At 53.2% G+C, this 20,534-nt stretch carries 21 protein-coding genes; 11 read left to right on the top strand and 10 right to left on the bottom strand.

Annotation, left to right across the window (positions count from 1 at the left end):
- The first annotated feature begins 39 nt into the window (after nt 1–39).
- Genes NQ842_RS21840 through NQ842_RS21830 form a run of 3 tightly spaced genes read left to right on the top strand, consistent with a single transcriptional unit; the run spans nt 40 to nt 3,159 of the window.
- Nucleotides 40–1,053 carry a 2Fe-2S iron-sulfur cluster binding domain-containing protein gene (locus tag NQ842_RS21840; protein ID WP_257256329.1) on the top strand — a complete coding sequence of 338 codons (1,014 nt, stop codon included), beginning with the start codon at nt 40–42 and terminating at the stop codon, nt 1,051–1,053.
- Nucleotides 1,047–2,216 (top strand): fatty acid desaturase, encoded by a 1,170-nt coding sequence (locus NQ842_RS21835; protein ID WP_047360696.1) that lies wholly within the window; start codon nt 1,047–1,049, stop codon nt 2,214–2,216. Before NQ842_RS21840 ends, NQ842_RS21835 begins: the two co-directional genes overlap by 7 nt.
- A complete protein-coding gene (locus tag NQ842_RS21830) occupies nt 2,209–3,159 on the top strand; it encodes an alpha/beta fold hydrolase (RefSeq protein WP_046887589.1) in 951 nt (316 codons plus the stop codon). The genes NQ842_RS21835 and NQ842_RS21830 overlap by 8 nt, the downstream gene beginning before the upstream one ends.
- On the opposite strand, the gene NQ842_RS21825 is transcribed toward NQ842_RS21830, so the two are convergent.
- Both NQ842_RS21825 and NQ842_RS21820 read right to left on the bottom strand, forming a co-directional pair.
- On the bottom strand, nt 3,127–3,732 hold the full coding sequence (locus NQ842_RS21825; RefSeq protein WP_257256328.1) for a 4'-phosphopantetheinyl transferase: 606 nt from the start codon (nt 3,730–3,732) through the stop codon (nt 3,127–3,129). The genes NQ842_RS21830 and NQ842_RS21825 overlap by 33 nt on opposite strands.
- Nucleotides 3,733–3,938: 206 nt before the next feature.
- The gene (locus NQ842_RS21820; RefSeq protein ID WP_257256327.1) at nt 3,939–4,787 is read right to left on the bottom strand and encodes an SDR family oxidoreductase; all 849 of its coding nucleotides are present in this window, start codon (nt 4,785–4,787) and stop codon (nt 3,939–3,941) included.
- Nucleotides 4,788–4,876: 89 nt separating this feature from the next.
- On the opposite strand from NQ842_RS21820, the gene NQ842_RS21815 reads away from it, so the two are divergent.
- Nucleotides 4,877–5,257, top strand: coding sequence for a helix-turn-helix domain-containing protein (locus tag NQ842_RS21815; RefSeq protein ID WP_257256326.1), 381 nt, complete (start codon nt 4,877–4,879; stop codon nt 5,255–5,257).
- 98 nt (nt 5,258–5,355) lie between these two features.
- On the opposite strand, the gene NQ842_RS21810 is transcribed toward NQ842_RS21815, so the two are convergent.
- Nucleotides 5,356–7,299: a bifunctional 2',3'-cyclic-nucleotide 2'-phosphodiesterase/3'-nucleotidase gene (locus tag NQ842_RS21810; protein WP_014830417.1), complete on the bottom strand. Its 1,944-nt coding sequence runs from the start codon at nt 7,297–7,299 to the stop codon at nt 5,356–5,358.
- A gap of 190 nt (nt 7,300–7,489) precedes the next feature.
- On the opposite strand from NQ842_RS21810, the gene cysQ reads away from it, so the two are divergent.
- Nucleotides 7,490–8,230: a 3'(2'),5'-bisphosphate nucleotidase CysQ gene (gene cysQ, locus NQ842_RS21805; RefSeq protein ID WP_014830418.1), complete on the top strand. Its 741-nt coding sequence runs from the start codon at nt 7,490–7,492 to the stop codon at nt 8,228–8,230.
- Here the strand turns inward: cysQ and NQ842_RS21800 are convergent.
- Nucleotides 8,224–8,781: a YtfJ family protein gene (locus NQ842_RS21800; RefSeq protein ID WP_248063229.1), complete on the bottom strand. Its 558-nt coding sequence runs from the start codon at nt 8,779–8,781 to the stop codon at nt 8,224–8,226. The genes cysQ and NQ842_RS21800 overlap by 7 nt on opposite strands.
- A 324-nt stretch (nt 8,782–9,105) precedes the next feature.
- Between NQ842_RS21800 and NQ842_RS21795 the strand changes: the two genes are divergently transcribed.
- The 4 genes from NQ842_RS21795 (at nt 9,106) to NQ842_RS21780 (ending at nt 10,865) form a co-directional block, all read left to right on the top strand.
- On the top strand, nt 9,106–9,312 hold the full coding sequence (locus tag NQ842_RS21795) for a DUF1107 domain-containing protein (RefSeq protein WP_008501430.1): 207 nt from the start codon (nt 9,106–9,108) through the stop codon (nt 9,310–9,312).
- Nucleotides 9,313–9,576: 264 nt separating this feature from the next.
- The gene (locus NQ842_RS21790) at nt 9,577–10,062 is read left to right on the top strand and encodes a type VI secretion system tube protein TssD (RefSeq protein ID WP_063412890.1); all 486 of its coding nucleotides are present in this window, start codon (nt 9,577–9,579) and stop codon (nt 10,060–10,062) included.
- A 1-nt stretch (nt 10,063) separates the two neighbouring features.
- Nucleotides 10,064–10,480, top strand: a complete 417-nt coding sequence (locus NQ842_RS21785; RefSeq protein WP_257256325.1) for a polymorphic toxin type 44 domain-containing protein — start codon at nt 10,064–10,066, stop codon at nt 10,478–10,480.
- Complete coding sequence (locus NQ842_RS21780) at nt 10,458–10,865, top strand: hypothetical protein (RefSeq protein ID WP_014830420.1); 408 nt, start codon at nt 10,458–10,460, stop codon at nt 10,863–10,865. Before NQ842_RS21785 ends, NQ842_RS21780 begins: the two co-directional genes overlap by 23 nt.
- A gap of 76 nt (nt 10,866–10,941) precedes the next feature.
- Here NQ842_RS21780 and NQ842_RS21775 read toward each other — a convergent pair whose 3' ends face one another.
- Nucleotides 10,942–12,279 (bottom strand): hemolysin family protein, encoded by a 1,338-nt coding sequence (locus NQ842_RS21775; protein ID WP_013095324.1) that lies wholly within the window; start codon nt 12,277–12,279, stop codon nt 10,942–10,944.
- Between the two features lie 250 nt (nt 12,280–12,529).
- Here NQ842_RS21775 and NQ842_RS21770 point away from each other — a divergent pair, with 250 nt between their 5' ends.
- A complete protein-coding gene (locus NQ842_RS21770; RefSeq protein ID WP_257256324.1) occupies nt 12,530–13,672 on the top strand; it encodes an HNH endonuclease signature motif containing protein in 1,143 nt (380 codons plus the stop codon).
- Between the two features lie 10 nt (nt 13,673–13,682).
- Nucleotides 13,683–14,183, top strand: a complete 501-nt coding sequence (locus NQ842_RS21765; RefSeq protein ID WP_257256323.1) for a YrhA family protein — start codon at nt 13,683–13,685, stop codon at nt 14,181–14,183.
- A 92-nt stretch (nt 14,184–14,275) separates the two neighbouring features.
- On the opposite strand, the gene NQ842_RS21760 is transcribed toward NQ842_RS21765, so the two are convergent.
- From NQ842_RS21760 to NQ842_RS21740, 5 genes are all read right to left on the bottom strand, one after another.
- Entirely contained in the window at nt 14,276–15,823 is a 1,548-nt protein-coding gene (locus NQ842_RS21760; RefSeq protein WP_257256322.1) for an MFS transporter, read from the bottom strand.
- A 79-nt stretch (nt 15,824–15,902) separates the two neighbouring features.
- The gene (locus NQ842_RS21755) at nt 15,903–16,925 is read right to left on the bottom strand and encodes a Gfo/Idh/MocA family protein (protein WP_257256321.1); all 1,023 of its coding nucleotides are present in this window, start codon (nt 16,923–16,925) and stop codon (nt 15,903–15,905) included.
- Nucleotides 16,926–16,937: 12 nt separating this feature from the next.
- Complete coding sequence (locus NQ842_RS21750; RefSeq protein ID WP_014830425.1) at nt 16,938–18,005, bottom strand: Gfo/Idh/MocA family protein; 1,068 nt, start codon at nt 18,003–18,005, stop codon at nt 16,938–16,940.
- A complete protein-coding gene (locus tag NQ842_RS21745; RefSeq protein WP_257256320.1) occupies nt 18,002–19,186 on the bottom strand; it encodes a Gfo/Idh/MocA family protein in 1,185 nt (394 codons plus the stop codon). The genes NQ842_RS21750 and NQ842_RS21745 overlap by 4 nt, the downstream gene beginning before the upstream one ends.
- A 16-nt stretch (nt 19,187–19,202) precedes the next feature.
- Nucleotides 19,203–20,354: a Gfo/Idh/MocA family protein gene (locus NQ842_RS21740; protein ID WP_014830427.1), complete on the bottom strand. Its 1,152-nt coding sequence runs from the start codon at nt 20,352–20,354 to the stop codon at nt 19,203–19,205.
- Between the last annotated feature and the right edge of the window lie 180 nt (nt 20,355–20,534).

Genomic DNA, 20,534 nt, shown 5'->3' with positions numbered 1-20,534 from the left:
CTGAAGAGATGTTTTTTCCGGCGTAGGGACTTTCAGGGGGTGCTGGAAGGACGGGCCTTCCCGCTGATATCCGGCCATACGCTACTGGAAAGCGCGCTCAATGCCGGGGTGCAGTTGCCGTATCACTGCCAGGTTGGAACCTGCAAATCCTGCCTGTGCCGGGTGGTCAGTGGCAAGACCCGTTCGCTTGTCGAGCTGGGGCATCTTCTCAGTCAGGAGGAGATTTCAACGGGCCACGTGCTGGCCTGTCAGTGCCTGCCGCAATCGGATCTGACGCTGGCTACCGCGTCCACCGCCTGCACCTCTGCGCGTGTCACCCAGGTTGAGCCGCTCTCGTCAACCGTATGGCGTGTCACGCTCCTGACTGCACGGGCGCTGCCTTTTCTACCCGGACAATCTGTGCAGATCGGCCTCGAAAAGTCGCGAGATGTCCGCCATTTTTCCGTGAGCTGGCCAAGCCAGGGGCGGGAAATGGTTGTGGATATCACGCGCCGGGAACAGGGCGGCTTTTCTCCGGTGTTGTGCGATGCGCGCACCATTGGTCGGACGGTCTGGATCTCAGATTGTCAGGGGCAGTTCGGCCAGCAGGATGACGGTAAAGGTCCGCTGCTGGCCATCGCCAGCGGCTCGGGGCTCGGCACCACCCTTGGGCTGGTACGCGCCGCGTTAGCGCGTAATCCCCGGCGTGAAGTGATGTTCATTCACGCGGTTCGCCAGCGGCAGGACAAATTCGACCTGCATGAACTGCAGCGCCTGCGCCGCCACTACCCCGGTTTTCACTTTCTGCATGCACTGTCACAGGAGAGTGCGGCGCAGGAGCATGAGCTGGCGGGCCGTGTGACCCGTTGGCTTGAAGACTGGCGCGCCCTCTATCCCGGCCCGACACAGGCGGCAGACTGGCGAGTAATGATTTGCGGCAATCCTGAGTTGGCGCAGGCGTGCCAGCAGAGACTGCTTGCAGGAGGCGTTAAAAGCCACTTGCTTGAAATGGACTGTTTTTCGCCACCGATCGGGGCGATAAGCAACGATAAAAATAAGGAGCCTGTATGTTGAGCTATCTGAGATTTGCCCTTGTGCCCTGTCTGTTTTTACCGCTAACCGCACTGACGACCCTGCTCGGCGGCGGGTGGATAGGGGTGTCGATGCTTTGCGTGACGTTGAGCTATGTCTTCTTCGACAACGTAATGAAGCATGACACCGCCGACCATCACTACCGACTACCGGCATTGCTGGCGCTGATCCCCTATTTACAGCTTCCTGCGGCGGCACTGGCGTTATTTGCCGTGATCTGGCAGGCTGCGCCGGGCGATCTGCTGGGGTTTGGCGCATGGCTTAGCGCCCTGACGGATCACAACATTATGGCGCTGCATGACCTCGCGATGCCGGAGCTGCTGCTGGCGGCAGTGTCCACCGGCTATACCATGAGCACCAATACCGTGGTGGCCCATGAGCTCATCCATAAAACACATAGTCTGGTGGCGATGATTGCCGGGCGCTGGCTTCTGGCACTGGTGGGCGACGCACAATTTTCGATTTCCCATGTTTATTCGCATCACCCTAACGTGGCGACCCCGGCTGATGGTGCAACGGCCCGCCGTGGAGAGAGTGTGTATCGCTTCTTTATTCGTTCGTCCCTGGCGCAGTATGCCGAATCCTGGCAGGTGGAAACGCAGCGCCTGTCGCTGCTGAAATCGCGCAGCGTCCTGCTGGCGAATCGGGTGACGCGCGGGGTGCTGATGAGTCTTTTGGTGGTTACCGTCTGCGTGATGGCGGCGGGCGTCAGGGGCGGGCTCGCCTGTCTTGTGGTCATGCTGGTGTCCAAATTCCTGTTCGAAACGGTGAATTACATCCAGCATTACGGGCTGGTACGCGTTCCCGGTACGCACGTGGAGCCGCGTCACAGCTGGGATTGTCATAACCAGGCCTCATCCGCCGGTCTGTTAAACCTGACACGCCATTCCGATCATCACACTCATCCGCGTCGCGAATACTGGAATTTACAGGCGCATAGCTATGCGGTTGGGATCGAAAAGGGATATGTCGCACACATTTTCTTCGCGCTGATACCGCCGATGTGGTTTAAACGCATGGAGGCAAAGCTCGCGTACTGGGACGAGCACGTCGCCACCGATGCGGAACGCGCATTGATCCGTCAGTGCGAATTACCTGCGGGTAATTCAAACGTTCCTTGTGTTTCTGGAGAGTCCCATGAGTGAGCAATTTGATCAGCTTATCGAGCAAGCCTACCAACAATACCGTGGACCGGCGTACCTGCGCTCCCCGCTGATTGCGTGTGTTAAAACCGGGATCCGTTTGATGGATCGGGTTGTACCGGGGCCGACGGCCGACTGGCTGGGGAATCGCTTTTTTACCCCGCGCCGGATGCCATCGCGAGTGAGTGATAAAGAGATGAACGGCCTGGCGAGCCGCATTGAGCACCTTACCCTGAGTAATCATAAGCATGCGGTGGTGTATTACTGGGGAGTTGAGGGGCCAAAGGTATTACTGGCGCACGGATGGGAGTCGAGGGCATCTCATTTTGCGCAGCTTATCAAAACGCTGGTTGAACAGGGTTTTCAGGTGGTGGGCTTTGACGCTCCCGGACATGGTGACGCGGAAGGAAACCAGAGCAGTATCGTTGAATTTATTGAAATTATTGAGCGGCTGGCGCACCAGGAAGGGGGCTTTGACGGCATCGTGGCACACTCGTTTGGCGGTTTATCGGTTATTAACGCCGTCAAAGCGGGGTTGCGAACCCGTGCGTTGGTTATCGTGGGCGCCCCCACCCACTTCAGTGGGCTGGTGACGAAATATTCCGCGATCCTCAATCTCCCGGACCGTCAGCAGCAGCGGCTACGCCGATATATTGAACGCTACTTTGGCATTGGCGAGGCGGTCTGGCGGCGTTTTAACGCGTATGAGGGATTGCAGGATATCGATCAACCCGTGCTGGTCATTCACGATAGCAGCGATGACATCGTACTGCGGATCGAAGCAGAGTGTCTGGTGAAAGCATGGCCCGGTGCACGGCTGGCCGAAACGCACGGTCAGGGTCACAATCCGTTGCGCCGCCCGGGGGAAGGCATTGACAGGGTGATGGACTGGCTGGCCCCCTTGCAGAGGTCTTCAGGCCATGAGCGTGATAACTCTGTCGCCTGAAAGGTGATAGTAGCCTTGGATCTGGCTGCCTTTAATGTGACGCGCTGAAAGCGTTCGGGTCAGTTCAAGGGTGATCCTCTGGTGTACAGGCTCTATTTTGCATACGCGGGCTGCGTCAAAGTCTAAGACGCGGCCAACGACAGGATAGAGCGCTTTATACAGACTCTCCTTCGCCGAAAAAGTGATGAGCTGTGCTCTACCAGCCTCCATCGGGCAGGTTGCAAGGTATGCCTGCTCCTCAGAGGTGGTAAAGAGATGTGCGGTTCGCTGCATTATCTCCGGTGCAGAAAACTCAATATCAATGCCTGGCGTCAGGCCTGAATCTTCAGGTACAACTACCGCCAGAGCCCATTCATGTGAGTGTGAGATACTACCTCGCCACCCGGCAGGCCAAAGCGGAGAGCGGTCCGGGGCGGTGCCCGGCGTGCCGTCACAGCCACAGGATTGCAGTATTCTCTGCGCGGCATAACGTGCGGCAAGGTACTCCGCTTTGCGTTTTACCACGGCGCTGTGGAGCTTTGCGGGAAAGGGGATGCCCCATTCAGCAAATAGTCCGTCGTGATAATCAGACATGACGAACGAGACCATGCAATAGCGCAGCGCGGGGAGAGGCACGATGTGTCCCATCTCAGCGGTATAGATAAAAAGGGGCGCTGAATCCGTGTTTATGGCTGTCAACATAGCAGAGGCACTGGCAACGAAAGTGGGGGACAGAATGCCATATAAGTGCAGGCCGGGTAAGGAGAATTACCCGGCATCGCGAAAAAATGGTTTTCCCGTTACAAAATGGTTTTAACGCTTTCAGCCAGCGACGTGGTTGGTCGCCCAATCAGTTTGCTCAGCGTATGGCTATCATCAAAGAGCCCGCCTTTAGATGCGCCCATATCAGAGTCCGCCAGCATATTCGCCAGCCCGGCAGGCAGGCCGACACTCTTCAGCGCAGCGGCGAAATCCGCTTCGCTCATGTTTTGATAAACCACCGGTTTACCGCTCTGCTTGCTCAGTTCAGCCGCCAGTTCGCTCAGCGTCCACGCGCTGTCGCCTGCCAGTTCATAGACCTTGCCAGCGTGGCCCTCTTCCGAAACCACTTTTGCCGCTGCCGCCGCGTAATCCGCTCGGGTGGCTGAGGCGATTTTGCCTTCACCTGCGGCACCGATAAACACGCCGTGTTCCAGCGCAGGCGGCGCGCTCGCCAGGTAGTTTTCGGTATACCAGCCGTTGCGCAGCAGGGCATAAGGAATGCCGGATGCCGCCAGCGCTTTTTCCGTGGCAACGTGCTCAACGTGCAGGCCCAGCGGTGAGTTATCCGCATGCAGCAGGCTGGTGTAGGCGATAAATGTCACGCCAGTCGCTTTGGCAGCGTTGATGACGTTCTGGTGCTGCGTGGCGCGCTGACCCACTTCGCTGGATGAGATCAGCAGAAGTTTCTCCACACCCTTCAGCGCTGTGGTCAACGCGGCCTGGTCGGTGTAATCGCCCTGACGAACCACAATACCCTGCTGGCTCAGAGCTTCCGCTTTCGCCGGGTTACGCACAATAGCCACAATCTGGTTTGCCGGGACGGTTTTTAACAGCTGTTCGATAACGAGGCGGCCAAGCTGGCCGGTAGCGCCGGTAATCGCGATCATGATCAATCTCCTTCGTGTTTGTCTGGTGTTGTGGCACACTAGCACCATAACTAACTTTTAGTAAGTACGTACAAAAAGGTAAGTATTAAATGACGATACCGACACTCAGCGAACAAATGCGCGATGGTAATCTCTTCGCGGAGCAGTGCCCGTCCAGAGAGGTGCTCAAACATGTCACCAGCCGCTGGGGGGTTCTGATCCTGGTGGCGCTACGTGATGGAACGCACCGCTTCAGCGATCTGCGCCGTAAAATGGGCGGCGTGAGCGAGAAGATGCTGGCCCAGTCGCTGCAGGCACTGGAGCATGACGGTTTTGTCGATCGCGTTTCGTATCCTGTTGTACCGCCGCACGTTGAGTATAGCCTGACGCCGCTTGGCGTAGAGGTGAGCGAGAAAGTGGCCGCGCTGGCGGACTGGATAGAGGTGAATACGCCGAAGGTGCTGGCGAGCCGGGATGAGCGTGCGGCGTAAAAGCCGGGAATGTGCGGTCTGATGCCCTCACCCTAACCCTCTCCCACAGGGAGAGGGAATAAACACTAAAAACAGTAACGTGCGTTGCCGTTTTGCTTTTACTTACTTAAATCCACCTGATAAATGGCGAACCCGATATCATCCGTCGCCACCTTCTTCATCGGATACTGCGCCTTCTCCTTAATAAACGCCGCAGCCTTATCCGACGGGGACGTTTCAATGCGAATATCCAGTGGGGTATCGCTGTGGATCGGGGCCAGACGCCAGTTGTTATCGACCGCCGGATGAATCTCTCCCGCCTTTTTCGACTCTGCGCTGATCCAGGCGGCCAGCACTGAGCGGTTCTCATCCGGGGATGCAAAGGCAATGTGGCTATCGCCGGTGCCGGCAAATTTGCCGCCATACGCGCGATAGTTATTGGTCACCACCAGGAAGGTGGCCGCCGGATCGACAGGCTTGCCCTTGAAGGTCAGGTTTTTGATGCGCTCTGCCTGCGGATGAATGGCCTGACACTCGCCGTCATATTTCGCGGGTTGGGTGACATCAATCTGATAATCCACCCCGTCGATAACGTCGAAGTTATAGGTGCGGAACCCGTCCCAGTTAATCAACGACTGCGGCTTGCTGCTCTTCGGATCGATCTGGTTAAACTGCCCGGCGGAGCATTCCAGCCACTCTTTCACCTCTTTACCCGTTGCTTTAACCACGACCAGTGTGTTCGGATAGAGATAGAGATCGGCGGCGTTACGGAACGTCAGCTGGCCTTTTTCCACTTCAACGTAGCTGGCCGGATCATTTTTACGTCCGCCCACTTTGAACGGTGCGGCGGCGGAAAGCACCGGCAGGTTGGCTAAGTCCGGATCGCCCTGAACAAAATGTTCGGCATAGGCTTTCTGCGCCATATTGACCACCTGAACGGTTGGGTCATCCTGTACCAGCGCCAGATAGCTGTACATGTTGTCGGCGGATTTGCCGATCGGCTTGCTGACGAATTCGCGGGTGGCGTCGTGGTCATGTTTGAGCACGTCGAGAAGTTTTTGGTCTTCAGCCGCCAGTGATTTTTTGGCGGCAGCATCGTAAATGGGGCGCGCTTCGGCTTTGGATCCGGTCACCTTCCAGCTGCCGCTGTCGTTATTGAGCACCAGATCCACCACGCCAAGATGGTCGCCCCACATGCCGGGCATTACCGCCGGCACGCCGTTGAGCGTTCCCTTGTCGATGTCTGCCCCTTTGATGCTGGCAAAATCCTTACCCGGGAAGACCGCATGAGCGTGGCCGAAGAGGATCGCGTCCACGCCCGGCACTTCGCTCAGGTAGTAAACTGAGTTTTCCGCCATCACCTGGTACGGATCGGCCGAGAGGCCCGAGTGGGCGACAACGACCACAACATCCGCCCCTTTTTCACGCATCTCCGGTACGTATTTACGCGCCGTTTCGGTGATGTCGTTAACGGTGACTTTGCCGGTGAGATTGGCTTTATCCCAGGTCATGATCTGGGGAGGTACAAAGCCGATGTAGCCAATTTTCAGCGTCTGCTTTTTACCGTCCTGATCAACAACCTCGGTCTCTTTAATCAGATAAGGGGTGAAAAGCGGCTTTTTGGTCTTAACGTCGATGATATTGGCGTTAACGTACGGGAATTTTGCGCCTGCCAGCGCATCGTGCAGGTATTTCAGACCATAGTTGAATTCGTGGTTCCCGAGGTTGCCGACGGTATAATCCAGGGTGTTCATCGCTTTATACACCGGGTGGATCTCGCCTTTTTTCAGCCCCTTTGCCGCCATGTAGTCACCCAGCGGACTCCCCTGAATCAAATCACCGTTGTCGACCAGCACGCTATTTTTCACTTCATCGCGGGCGGCATTGATCAAACTTGCCGTGCGTACCAGTCCGAATTTTTCCGTAGGGGTATCTTTGTAGTAATCGAAGTCCATCATATTGCTGTGCAGGTCGGTGGTTTCCAGAATACGGAGATCGACCGTCGCCGCCTGTACGCTCGCTGCAATCAGCGTCGCCAGGAGCGTTGCGCTAAACTTAATCATCAGAGGAGTCCTTTTTTCGATCCAGGCCACAAAAGAATATGTATCTATCGTTTGTTGCTTACAGAAGTGTGAATCCTGCCAGAAAAAAGGGCGATGAAACCGGAATTGCTTCACAGATAGCGGAATTGTTCACATTACGATATAAATAAAACAACGAGTTATGCCCACTGCGTTAACGAAGAGGTGGAGAATGTTAGATAAAATTTGTCAGCTCGCACGGGATGCGGGTGATGCCATTATGCAGGTGTATGATGGCGCACAACCGATGAATGTCGTCAGCAAGGCGGATGATTCCCCGGTCACAGCGGCGGATATCGCGGCGCATGGCGTGATCATGAAAGGGCTACAGGCACTCACGCCAGAGATCCCCGTGCTTTCCGAAGAAGCGCCGCAGAGCTGGGATGAGCGCCAGCACTGGCAGCGTTACTGGCTGGTCGATCCTCTTGACGGCACCAAAGAGTTTATCAAGCGTAACGGTGAATTCACCGTGAATATCGCCCTGATCGACAAGGGTAAAGCGGTGCTTGGGGTGGTCTACGCGCCGGTAATGAAAGTCATGTACAGCGCTGCGGAAGGCAAAGCCTGGAAGGAAGAGTGCGGCGTGCGTAAGCCAATCCAGGTGCGCGATGCGCGTCCTCCGCTGGTGGTTATCAGCCGCTCGCACAGCGACAGCGAGCTGGAGGAGTACCTGCAACAGCTGGGTGAACACCAGACAACGTCGATTGGCTCATCGCTCAAATTCTGCCTGGTGGCGGAGGGGCAGGCGCAGCTCTACCCGCGTTTCGGGCCGACGAACGTCTGGGACACGGCAGCCGGCCACGCGGTAGCCGCGGCCGCGGGTGCGCATGTTCATGACTGGCAGGGCAAGCCGCTGGACTACACCCCGCGCGAATCATTCCTCAATCCTGGCTTCCGGGTCTCTCTTTACTGAGCCAGTAGCTTGTGCAGCAGATCAACCACCTGCTGCACCTCTTCCTGGGTCAACGCCCCGTCTTTTACCCACTGCACCTGGCCATTTTTATCCAGCACGATAATCGCGGAACTCTCTTCCTCAAGCTGCCAGGCTTTGCGCATCACGCCGTTGCTGTCGACAATAAACTGCGACCACGGGTAGAGCTTTTTGTTGCTCTCAAGGCTTGAGCGCACAAACATCCCGGAGCCAGGGATGGCATCGTCGGTGTTCACAATGGTGGTGGTCTGATAGCGGTCATGCGGGAATTTTGCGGCCTTGATCGCTTCCACCAGGTTTGCGTTTTTCTCTTTTGCAGATGTACGACCGGCAATATGTTGTACAACTCTCACTTTGCCCGCGAGCTGCGCGCTATTCCACGGTTTGTAGCTAAACTTATCATTGTCGAGAATCAATTCTCCCCGGTCAGCAATGCCGACTGGCGGTACGCGTTGTCCTTTTTCAATGTTGTGGGCACTCGCCCACAGGGGCAGGAGCAGGCATGCGGCTGCAAGAATGTTACGTAGGGTCATGGTGTTTCCTTATTGTATGCAGGTGATCCGACCACTTGGTCTTACGCTTTTAATCATAAGTGCGATCAATGGGCTTTTCCCGCAATCCCGATGCCAGTTTGCGGGCGAACGCACATATCCATGAAAAAATGACGGCTTATACTGCCTGTCGTCACAGTTTGAAAAGATTATTCTGAATAATTGTAATCAAACGGTAAATAAACTTATGCACACTGGGTAACAACGTAGTTCTGGTCTATAGTCATTGGGCAACAAAATTTGCGCTCAGAACAGTCGGGCCGATTGTGGCGCCGCAAGAGCGTATGATTCGCAGGAGATACAAGAATGAAAATTTTCCAACGCTACAACCCGCTTCAGGTGGCGAAGTACGTGAAGATCCTGTTCCGTGGACGGTTGTATATCAAGGATGTTGGCGCTTTTGAGTTTGATAAGGGCAAGATCCTTGTCCCAAAAGTGAAGGACAAACAGCACTTGTCTGTGATGTCCGAAGTCAACCGTCAGGTTATGCGTCTGCAAACTGAGATGGCTTAACCAACGTGCTATGCAGTAGTTAAAAAAAACGGCTCCCGATGGGAGCCGTTGATGTTTGTGGGGGGAAGTATAATTCTGACTCTGTTGTATCGGTAAATTTCTGGTTGCCACTTTCCAGAGGAAGTATGAGTTTGTGTAGTTATTCTTAAACGCTCTTTCAGTGCTCTCGCTTTGATATAAAACAATAAAAAATTGATTCTCTATTGGCCTTATTGAATAACGCATAAAGAATGCTCATCTCATTAACGAAAAGGAGTTATAAGGATGGCTATTCCTGCTTATTTATGGCTGAAGGATGACGGTGGTGCGTTAATAAAAGGTGCTGTTGACGTACAAGATAGAGAGTCAAGTATAGAGGTAAATGGGTTTTCACATAATGTATCTATTCCAACAGATCCATTGACAGGAAAAATTACCGGAACAAGGAAGCACTCAAGTATCCTCTTTATGAAAGAATTTGATTGTTCATCTCCCTATCTGTTCAAGGCGGTTTGTAGCGGTCAAACGTTAATAAGCGCAGAGTTTAAATGGTATTGTATTAACGATGCGGGTCAGGAAGTTGAGTATAACAACATGTTTCTTGAAAACGTAAAAATTGTCGGTGTTTCGCCTGTCATGCATGATACGAAAGATGCTTCGAAAGAGAAACATAATCACCTTGAATGTGTTGAGATGCGATATGAAAAAATAACATGGAAACACTGTGATGGGAATTTGCTCTTTTCCGATAGCTGGAACGAAAGGGCATAACATGAGACGTCCAGCGATTGCTGTTAAGCCTCAACCTCCTTATGATATTTCTTCATTTTCTCCACCTGGCGTTTCGTTATCAAACAACATGATGATTGCGCGGTTCCATTATGGCCCGTCAGCGCTGACCTACTTATGGTTTTATAAGCAAGTAAGAGGGCATGGCCCTTGGGATTATAAAAACATATTAGGCAGGCAATACGAAAATTTTGGGAATTTTCATTTCGGAGCGGTAGGCATTGCCGCCGGAATTCAACCCGAGATATTATTGCGGGCAGCTGGACTTGCTCAAATTCTTGCAGGGATCAGCGACCCTGGTTTTAAAAATTATCAAGGGCCAGATTCACATGGGGATGATCCAACCGATCAGACATGGATTAGAGCAGGAATAGACTATGCTCAACGCTCTGGTTTTTAAAAAGAAGTGGCTATATATAATCGTCATGATTATTTTGTTAGGGTGTGGCATATGGCGTGTAGTTGATGAGTTTCTTTACCTTGAGCAGGATATTATACGTCGAGAAAAAGTTGGTGACTTGTCAACTTTAATTATTACTGAAAGTAGTGCTGGAGCAACCACTCCATATGTATACCAATATTACCTATACTCTGCGAAAAAATCGGATGCGGATTTTTTAAATGATCTAAGAAGTGGCTATGAACCTTTCCTGGTGACTACCGCCTCAGATGTGTATGTAAAAATTGAAGATAATTCTATCCATCTTAAGGTTAGTGGTGACATCTTTAAATTTAATAACGTTGCAGGCTATAGTTTTATATATATGGATTCATCACCGTTCTAATTTTTTTTATCAATGTCAGATACGTACTGCATATGAGTGAAAAAAGAAAGGGCAGTTAATCACTGCCCTTTTGTTATCACGCTGACACCTTCTCTTCCGCATCCGGCAGCTTCGGCACCAGCACGGTCGGTTTGTTATCAATACGCGTCACCAGCAACTGGTCGATGCGGTAGTTATCAATATCCACCACTTCAAACTTGTAGCCGGAGAACTTCACCGAGTCGGTGCGCTTTGGGATTTTACGCAGCATAAACATCATAAAGCCGCCGATGGTCTCGTAGTTGCCTGACTGCGGGAACTCGTCGATATCCAGCACGCGCATCACGTCGTCGATTGGCGTTGCGCCGTCAATCAGCCATGAGTTCTCATCACGCGCCACAATCTGCTCTTCCAGACCCTGGCCGACCAGGTCACCCATCAGCGTGGTCATGACGTCGTTGAGGGTAATGATGCCCACCACCAGCGCGTATTCGTTCATGATAACGGCGAAGTCTTCACCGGCGGTTTTGAAACTTTCCAGCGCTTCAGAGAGCGTCAACGTGTCCGGTACAATCAGGGTATTGCGGATCTGCACGCCGCTGTTGAGCGCCAGGCTTTGGTTCGCCAGCACGCGGTTCAGCAGATCTTTGGAGTCCACATAGCCGATGATGTGGTCGATATCTTCATTACAGACCAGGAATTTAGAGTGCGGGTGCTCCGCGACTTTATTCTTCAGGCTCTGCTCGTCTTCATGCAGATCGAACCAAATCACGCTTTCACGGCCCGTCATGGAAGAGGGCACGGTACGGGATTCCAGCTCGAACACATTTTCGATCAGCTCATGCTCCTGCTTACGCAGCACCCCGGCCAGCGCACCGGCTTCTACAACGGCGTAGATGTCGTCGGAGGTGATGTCATCTTTACGCACCATCGGCAGTTTAAAGATGCGGAAGATGACGTTCGCCAGGCCGTTGAAGAACCACACCAGCGGACGGAACACGAACAGGCAGAAGCGCATCGGGTTGATGATACGCAAAGCCACAGCTTCTGGCGCAATCATACCGATGCGTTTCGGGGTCAGGTCAGCGAACAGGATGAACATCCCGGTAACCAGCGAGAAGGAGAGAATAAAGCTCATCTGCTCGGCAAGTTCGGCGGACATGTACTGGACGAACAGGCTGTAAAAGGCCGGAGAAAACGCTGCATCCCCCACGATACCGCCGAGAATAGCGACCGCGTTCAGGCCAATTTGTACCACGGTGAAGAACGTTCCAGGATTTTCCTGCATCTTCAGGATACGGGAAGCATTGATGTTGCCTTCGTCGGCAAGCAGCTTAAGTTTGATTTTACGGGACGCGGCCAGCGAGATCTCGGATATCGAGAAAAATGCGCTGACGGCTATCAGACAAAGTATTACTAAAATACTGTTTAACATAGTTTATCCGGCTTCTCGCCAGATCCTCGGAAGGGAAGTTGATACCATTTGTGTGGAAACACATTGAACGTCAGCTCGTAGCGTTGAGCTGATTATTTCAGCGGGTAGTATAGCGTAAAGAGATGTAAACCTGCCAGAGGTCACATTTTGGTGTACTCATGGGAAATCCGCGGGAGCAGGTCACAACAATCGTTTGTTTTCAATACGTTGTGGTTATAAAATGCGCAGATCGTTACCAAAAGGAGTTGGTATGAGTTTTAGCTTACCGGGATTTAACGTGTTTTACCTGTCCAGGGATAACCTTGAACCAGAGAAGTATGAGTTGATTACTCGCCCTTCTGTCACATGGGATTACATCAGACAGGAGTATGAATTCGATGACAGGTACCGTGATCATTATCATGTCGAAGGGCTCAGGCCACGACCATCCTGTTCACGTAGCTATGCTTATCAGAACAATCATGCTAATGGATTCAACACAGAAAAGCGGCTGAGATATCTTGTCTTCAGAGGTGAAGTTGTGATGTTAAACCGTTACGGTTCCCCTGGAGAACTTTTCTATATTGATGAAGAAGGCCAGCTTATCTGCAGGAATGACCATGTGTTTGAAATGAATGGGGCTGAACAGATCCTGAGAGAGTACAGGAATTCTGTAGGGTGCAGATACTACCGTTCAGGAAAGCCCCGCCCAACTTCGTTTGCTTTATCTTTCTCAGGTGGCATATCAGCCCCCGCTTCTGAGCCGACATACCAGGCAATTAACAGCAAGGCCGCAGGACGTCTACTTGCGGCTGGCGGTGTCTACAATGGTAACGTTGAAGGTTTCAGGAAAACAGCTGAGCAGTTAGGTGGAGATGCTGTTAAGGGATATGAACAAGTATTGAATGAACAGACAGCAGGTACAGCTATTGCGGCGGCTTCAATTCTGTTAGCGAAACGACCTAATAGTGAGTCTTTTGGAGAAGTGTATAACTACTTAGGTAAAGTAAGGGGAGAGACAAAACTATTAAACAATATAGAAGTGAAAGAAATAAATTACATAAAACGTGATCCTTCTGAAACTATGTTACTGAGGAAAGAATTTAATAATACAGTGAGGAAGAAATTTCTTAATCAATTATCCAATTCTTCAGATGCAGCTAACGTCTTCGAACCTTCAGATTTGTTCAAAATGAGTAAGGGTACAGTACCAGATGGCTGGGAAGTTCATCATAAACTACCATTGGATGATGGTGGCACAAATGCCTTTGATAACTTATCATTGATTGAAAAAGAACCGTTTCATAAGGTGTTAACAAATATGCAGAGAACATCGACAAGAGGTATGCTACCGGGAGACAGCAAAGTAACTCCATGGGTTATGCCTACTGGCTCGATTTATCCGCTTAAATAATTTGATGGGTATGAAAATGAAATCAAATGTAACAGAACTACTAATAGAATTAAGAAAGATGATGACTGATTTAGAATACCCAGTACAGCAACCTATTAACACATCATTTCTTGATAGTCTAACAAAAGGACATAGAAATACTGCATCACCAATACTGGATCAAATCGGGAATGAAACTTGTCTTCTTTTAGTGAATCAACCTGATTATACTACATTCATCAAAACAATGGATGGATTTGAGTATAACGGGCTGACAATGTTTAGTTTATCAATTCCAGAACCAATAGTTAAAAACTTGTTCATTATGAATGAGTTTTATCGCAATAATGATTATTTAGATCCCGAATTACAAGAACGATTAGTTATTGGGGAGGATGGAATGTCATTGTTTACTTATGATGCAAAAATGAATTTATTTGAAATTCGTGACAATGCCTCTACAGAGTCGATATATGGTTCCTTTGATAATTTCAATGACTTTTTAAGTGAAATACTTGACTCTGTAAAATAAAAATTATTTCAGTGAGTCTAAATCCACTTATAGGTCTAACATTACAGCTAGTAAGAGGCCGGGCAGGCGGGGAACCGGCCCGGCGGGACGCGCTATTTTGCGGCTGATAACCCGACGTTGTTCACCGCACGACGGGCAGCATCGCCTCCCCACACCTGATCGTACTCATAGCCTGTGAGCTGTTTTATCACCACACGGGTATTGGCATCGCAGTCGCGGTAATCGCCGCCCAGCTTACGGCGGGCAATCTCCTTGAGAAGCAGTTTATGCGTCTCGCGGGTGAGCTTGAACTTATAGGTAGTGAAGAAGCTCACCGCCAGCAGGGCTGCCGTCGCGAAGATCATCAGGCCTATAATCGCCCCCAGCGCGCTTTCAGGCTGTGCGCCGCCGCCCTTCACAAAGCCGGACTCCTGCAGGACCAGGCCAATAATCATGATGGCGATCGCCACGGTGCTTTTGCGGGTCAGGACCATCACTCCGGCAAAAATCCCTTCGCGGCGCTGCTGCGTCACCATCTCGTCAATATCCGGAATGAAGCTGTAGATGTTCCACGGTATGTAATAGAGGCCAGAGCGCGCGGCACCGAGCAGGATAAAGACCGCCGAGAACAGCAGTGTGGGCACCTGGGTTTTGGTCAGGTAGACCGTAAACAGGAACGCCAGGACCAGGAAAATACAGCTGTAGGAGAGACGCAGGGCGCCAGACGGCGTCATGTTCAGCCGGTTCAGGAGCAGCATAAATCCATACGTGCCAGGTACCGAGGCGAAAGCCGCAACGCTCAACCAGCCCGACACGGCTGCCGCGTCCTGGCTCAGGCAATACACGACATAATACGTAAACACCGAACCGAATACGTCCATCGCCGTAAACGAAAAGATATAAATAATAATATGCAGGCGAAACGCACGAATACGGAAAGAGGAAAAGAGATCCAGCACCAGATATTTCAGGTGATTAACGATTCCGCTGCTGCGCTGATTATCCACTTTAAACGTGGACTCCTGTTGCACATTTTTCGCTTCCCAGGTGGTGTACCAGGTAATAAATACCGCAATACAGAAGACGCAGGAGAATATCAGCCCGGTAAGCGTATAGGTAAACGGATTATCTTTCCCCGTGAACTGCATAATGACGCCGGGTACGGAAACCGCAAGAAAGCCGCCGAGCTGGGAGCAGATCATGCGCACGCCGGAGAGACGGCTACGCTCTTCATACCGGTTAGTCATTTCTGCGGCCAGGGTTTCCCAGGGCACCAGCACCATCGCTGACAATAGCTCAATAGAGAGGTAAGTGCCCAGGTAATACCAGTAACCCATGTCTGTCAGCCACAGCAGGGCATACAGAAACATTAAGGGCGAACTGAGTAATAAAAAGAAGCGGCGACGGCCAAATTTACGCCCGAGCCAGGTATCACCGAAATTATCAGTAATATAACCCATAATCGGGCTTAATAACGCATCAATGACGCGGGCAATAGCAAATATCGAACCCGCTTCGACGACAGAGAGCCCGCAATAGGTGGTGTAAAAAAATAAAAGCCAGGTGCCGATAATGGCGAAAGCGCCTCCGCCAAACAGATCGGTTATACCGTAGCCGAGCGCCACGCCATAACCCACTCTACGTTCAGTTGGTTTGACCATAATAATATCCAGTGTAGGGTAATGTTTAACCCGATCTGTCGGGTCGTTTTTTATTTACTGCTGGAATACAAATTACGTTCTATTTATTGATTTCTATCCATTGCCGTAATTGAGATGATCGATAAATAGCCTCCACAAGGGTGAGTGATTTCCCGGCTTCACCGATATCGGTGTAATCCGTGTAACCGGGGTGGGTGATAGTCTGATAAAAACGACGGATCGCCTGATGGTGGCCCAGGCCCCAGTAGCTTTTGACCGAACCGTCCGGGGAGTCGTCGCAGGCGAGCCTGACGCGCTCGCCCGGCGTCACGCGCCAGAGCGTGTTGTCGTTCAGCAGCAGCGAGCCCTGCTCGCAGTGGATCTCCATCAGAAGCGGGGAATCGGTGGTATTGCAGTTGCTGGCGTAAAACAGGCCGCGCGCGCCGTTAGCAAAGTGCAGCGTAGCCATCGCGCTGTCTTCGCCTTCCGTCACGTCCGCCAGCTCACCGCTATCCACCACGCCTTTCACATGCGTCACGCCGCCGGCGAACCACTGCATCAGGTCGAGGGTATGAATGGCCTGGTTGATCAGCAGGCTGCCCCCTTCCGTAGCCAGTCGCCCACGCCACGGACTCCGGGTGTAGTACGCACCCGAGCGCGACCACGTCAGCACCGCTTTGATGCTGAGCATTTTTCCCAGCTCGCCTTCGTCCAGCGCCTGACGAATGCGCAGGCTGGTGGGGTTGAGCCGGTTCTGATAACACACGCCGAGCAGACCCGACGCCTGGTCAGCGGCGCGGGAGATATCCACCAGTTCGCTGCTGTTCATGCCCACCGGTTTTTCGCAGAAAACATGCTTTCCGGCAGCGAGGGCCGCCAGGATCATGCTTTTATGCTCAAAGTGCGGCGTGCAGATATGGACCACGTCGATGGCTTCATCCAGCAGCATCTCCCGGTAATCCTGGTAGAAGCGGCACTGATAGCCTAATGCCAGCTTCAGACCTTTGACGCTGTCGATATCTGCCAGCGCGCGCAGCGCAACGTTGGGGAGCTGGCGCAGCGCATTCACGTGGCAACCGTGAATCGCTCCGGCGCCGATCACCGCCGTGTTCAGGAGCTTCATTGTCGCCTCCTGTTAGTTCGTGGCGTTGGCCAGCATCTGTGCCTTCACGCAGAGCTCCGCCGCCTTAAAGGCGTGAGCCTGGGTCATGGCATGTTCAGTACGATGCAAACAGTCGAGGATCAGTTCGCCAAAGAACGGGAAACCGACCTGGCCGGCGACCGGATAACGGAACTCTCCCTCTTTATTGACGAGATACACCACGTCCTGTTCGCCACGAGTAAGATCGACATACTTGCGGATCTCGATATAGCCTTCGGTGCCGAGCAGCGTCAGGCGGCCATCGCCCCAGGTCGAGAGCCCGTCAGGAGTAAACCAGTCGCAGCGGAAATAGCCGCTGGCGCCGTTTTCCCCTTTCAGCATGGCATCGCCAAAATCTTCGAAGGCGGGATACTGCGGGTGTTTAACGTTCCGTACCTGGCTTGCCACCACAGAGGCGTCGCTGTTGCCGGTGTAAAACAGGAACTGCTCAATCTGGTGGCTGCCGATATCGCACAGAATGCCGCCGAAATAGCGCCGATCGTAGAACCAGTCCGGGCGGCCGGTCCCTTCCCGGTGCGGGCCCGTCCCCAGCGTTTGTACGACGCGGCCAATGGCCCCTTGCTGCACCAGCTGTCCGGCAAAGACCGCGCTCTCAACGTGCAGGCGCTCGCTGTAGTACACGGCGTATTTCCGGCCCGTTTTTTCCACCATGGCTTTGGCATCCGCCAGTTGTTCAAGGGTGGTAAGAGGGGCTTTATCGGTGAAGTAGTCTTTGCCTGCGGCCATCGCTTTCAGCCCCAGCGCGCAGCGCTCCGCGGGAATGGCGGCGCCAGCTACCAGACGCACCTCGTCGTCGGCGAGTATGACATCCAGGGAGTCTGCAACCCTGGCCTGCGGATACTGCTGAATGAATTTGTCCACTTTTGCCGGATCGGGGTCGTAGACCCATTTCAGCGTGGCGCCCGCTTCAATCAGGCCGTTGCTCATGCCGTAGATATGACCGTGGTCGAGCGCGGCAGCGGCAAAGACAAACTCTCCTTCCCTGACAACGGGCTGAGGTTTACCCACCGGCGCGTAGTTCATGCCGTCATTTTTGTTCATGGTGTTACTCCTTCATCCAGATTTTTGCCCAGGGGAATCGCCCCGACTTCGCTGAAGTTGGCGACGCTTGCGGATTTTTCATAAAAACGGGGGGCGAGGGCGTTGGTCCCACCGGTACGGTAAAACGGGTCATCGCGTTGAATCGGCAGCGAAACCACGGAGCGGGTGATGGCGGATTTATAGATCGCGGTTATCAACTCCTGCGAGCGTTTGCCCTGCAGGCCATCCACTAACGGCGCCGTGCCGTGCTCAATGGCATAAAGCAGGTCGTTAATCTGCCCGGTGTGTAACGTCCATTCGAGCTTCGGCGTCTCGTGAAAAACGGCGTTAAGCTGCGCTTCCCGCCCCAGGTCCCGATCCTCCTGGGGGAAGCCGTTATCAGCGCTGACGCTGGCAAAGGCCTGCCACGGTGCGGAGATGCGCGCCTTTTCACCCTGGATAATGATTTTTTGATCTTCCCCGTGGTGCACGACCGAGGCGGTTAGCTGGGTGAGTGCGCCGCTGGGGTATTTAAAAATTGCGGCGCTGAGATCTTCGACTTCAGCGTTGTCGTGCGCCACGTTGGTCATCATGGCCACCACCTCGGACGGAAAGCCCAGCATCCACTGAATGGCGTCGATGTGGTGCACCGCGTGGTTAAGGGTGCAGCCGCCACCCTCTTTTTCCCAGGTGCCGCGCCACCACAGGTCGTAGTAGCAGTGTCCGCGCCACCAGAACGAGTCCACCTGGGCATGGCTCACGTTGCCCGCAAGGCCCGAATCCAGCGCCGCTTTTAAACGCCAGAAGGCATCGGTAAAGCGATTTTGAGCGATGATGGCGAGCAATTTCCCGCTGGCCTGTTGTGCGGCGATCATGGCGTCGCACTCCTCCAGCGAGGCGGCCATCGGTTTTTCGCACAGCACATGGCAACCCGCATTGAGGGCATTAATGCTTATCTCAGCATGAACGTAGGGCGGCGTGCAGACATCGACGATATCGATATCTGGCTCTGCCGCCAGCATCTGCTGGTGGCTTTCATACACGCGTGCATCCGTCAGGTTGTAGCGTGCTTTTTTCTCGTGGGCTTTTTCCGGGTAAATATCGACCAGCGCGACGATCCGGCAGCGTTGGCCAAACTGCAAATAACCCTGAATATGGTTATGCGAGATATTTCCTGTTCCCACGATAGCGACATTTAACATCGTTTCTTCTCCTGAGTTACCAGGTGCCGGAGGCATCCAGCGTGACGCTGGCGGTCTCTTTAGCCACTGAGGTGCTGATACGCTGTTGAAGCAAGCGCAGATACTGTTTCTCGTTGAGCGGGAGGTCGACCCAGTCGTCGGTCCAGGTGGAGAGGTGCATGGCGTTGGAGAGCGTTAACCCGTGGATCCCTTCCAGCCCCGGGGCAATGAGTGGCTCGCCGCGCAGGATGGCGCCGCAGAAATTGGCGGTAATGACGTGGTGTTCGCTGCATTCCGGGCCGACGGGAAGCGTGACCTCCCAGCATTCCGGTTCACCAAAGCCGTTTTGCCAGCGGGCGTTGAAGGCGGTTTCGGATTCCCGCAGCCGCCAGTAGCGCAGTTTCCCTTCTTCGACGACCACCTTGCCGCGATCGCCGACGATCTCCAGCCGGTTGGTCCCCGGTGTTTCTGCCACGGTCGTGATAAACACGCCCGTCGCACCGTTGGCATACTCAGCGTAGGCGGTGACCTCGTCTTCCACTTCAATGTCGCGGTGCTTACCAAACTGGCAAAACGCGCGCAGACGGACCGGCATGCCAACCAGCCACTGCCAGAGATCGAGCTGATGCGGGTCCTGATTGAGCAGTACGCCGCCGCCTTCTCCTTTCCAGGTGGCGCGCCAGCCGCCGGAGTTGTAGTAGCTCTGCGAGCGATACCAGTTGGTAATGATCCAGTTGGAGCGGCGGATCTCACCCAGCTCGCCGCTGTCGATCAGATCTTTCACCTTCTGGTAGAGCGGGTTCGGGCGCTGGTTGTACATGATGCCGAACACCACATCACACTCCCGGGCGCAGGCGTTCATCTCCTGAACCTGGGCGGTATACACGCCCGCCGGTTTTTCACACAGGGTGTGGATGCCGTGGCGCATCGCCAGCATCGACAGACGCGGATGCTCGTAGTGCGGCGTCGCGACAATCACCGCGTCGATAAGCCCGCTCTGGAGCATCTCCTGCGCGTCGCTGAAGAGGGGGAGGGAGCCGACCAGCTGGCGAATGGCCGGATGCTTTTCCGGTGCATTATCACAAACCGCCGCCAGGCAGGCGTCACTGACCGTACCCGCCAGTAAATAACGCGCGTGGACCGTACCGATATTACCTATTCCGATAATGCCAAAACGTACCTTCTCCATGTCACACCTTAATTTCAGTTGAAATGAGGGATGACCGGAAAATAGGAAAGGGGAGCCGCAGCGACAATGTGTTTTTGTGAGAATACTCGCAAGCTGTTTAAGTAATCTCCAGGCTCTCTGAAATTTGGTTTTAAAATCAAAGCGCTGTTTCTGCAAATATTTGCAAAAACTGATTGAGAG

The organism is Enterobacter cloacae complex sp. R_G8 (assembly GCF_024599795.1).
GTDB classification, from domain to species: Bacteria; Pseudomonadota; Gammaproteobacteria; order Enterobacterales; family Enterobacteriaceae; genus Enterobacter; species Enterobacter dissolvens.
Note: the sequence above shows the minus strand (reverse complement) of the source record. Positions and strands in the feature narration are given on the sequence as shown.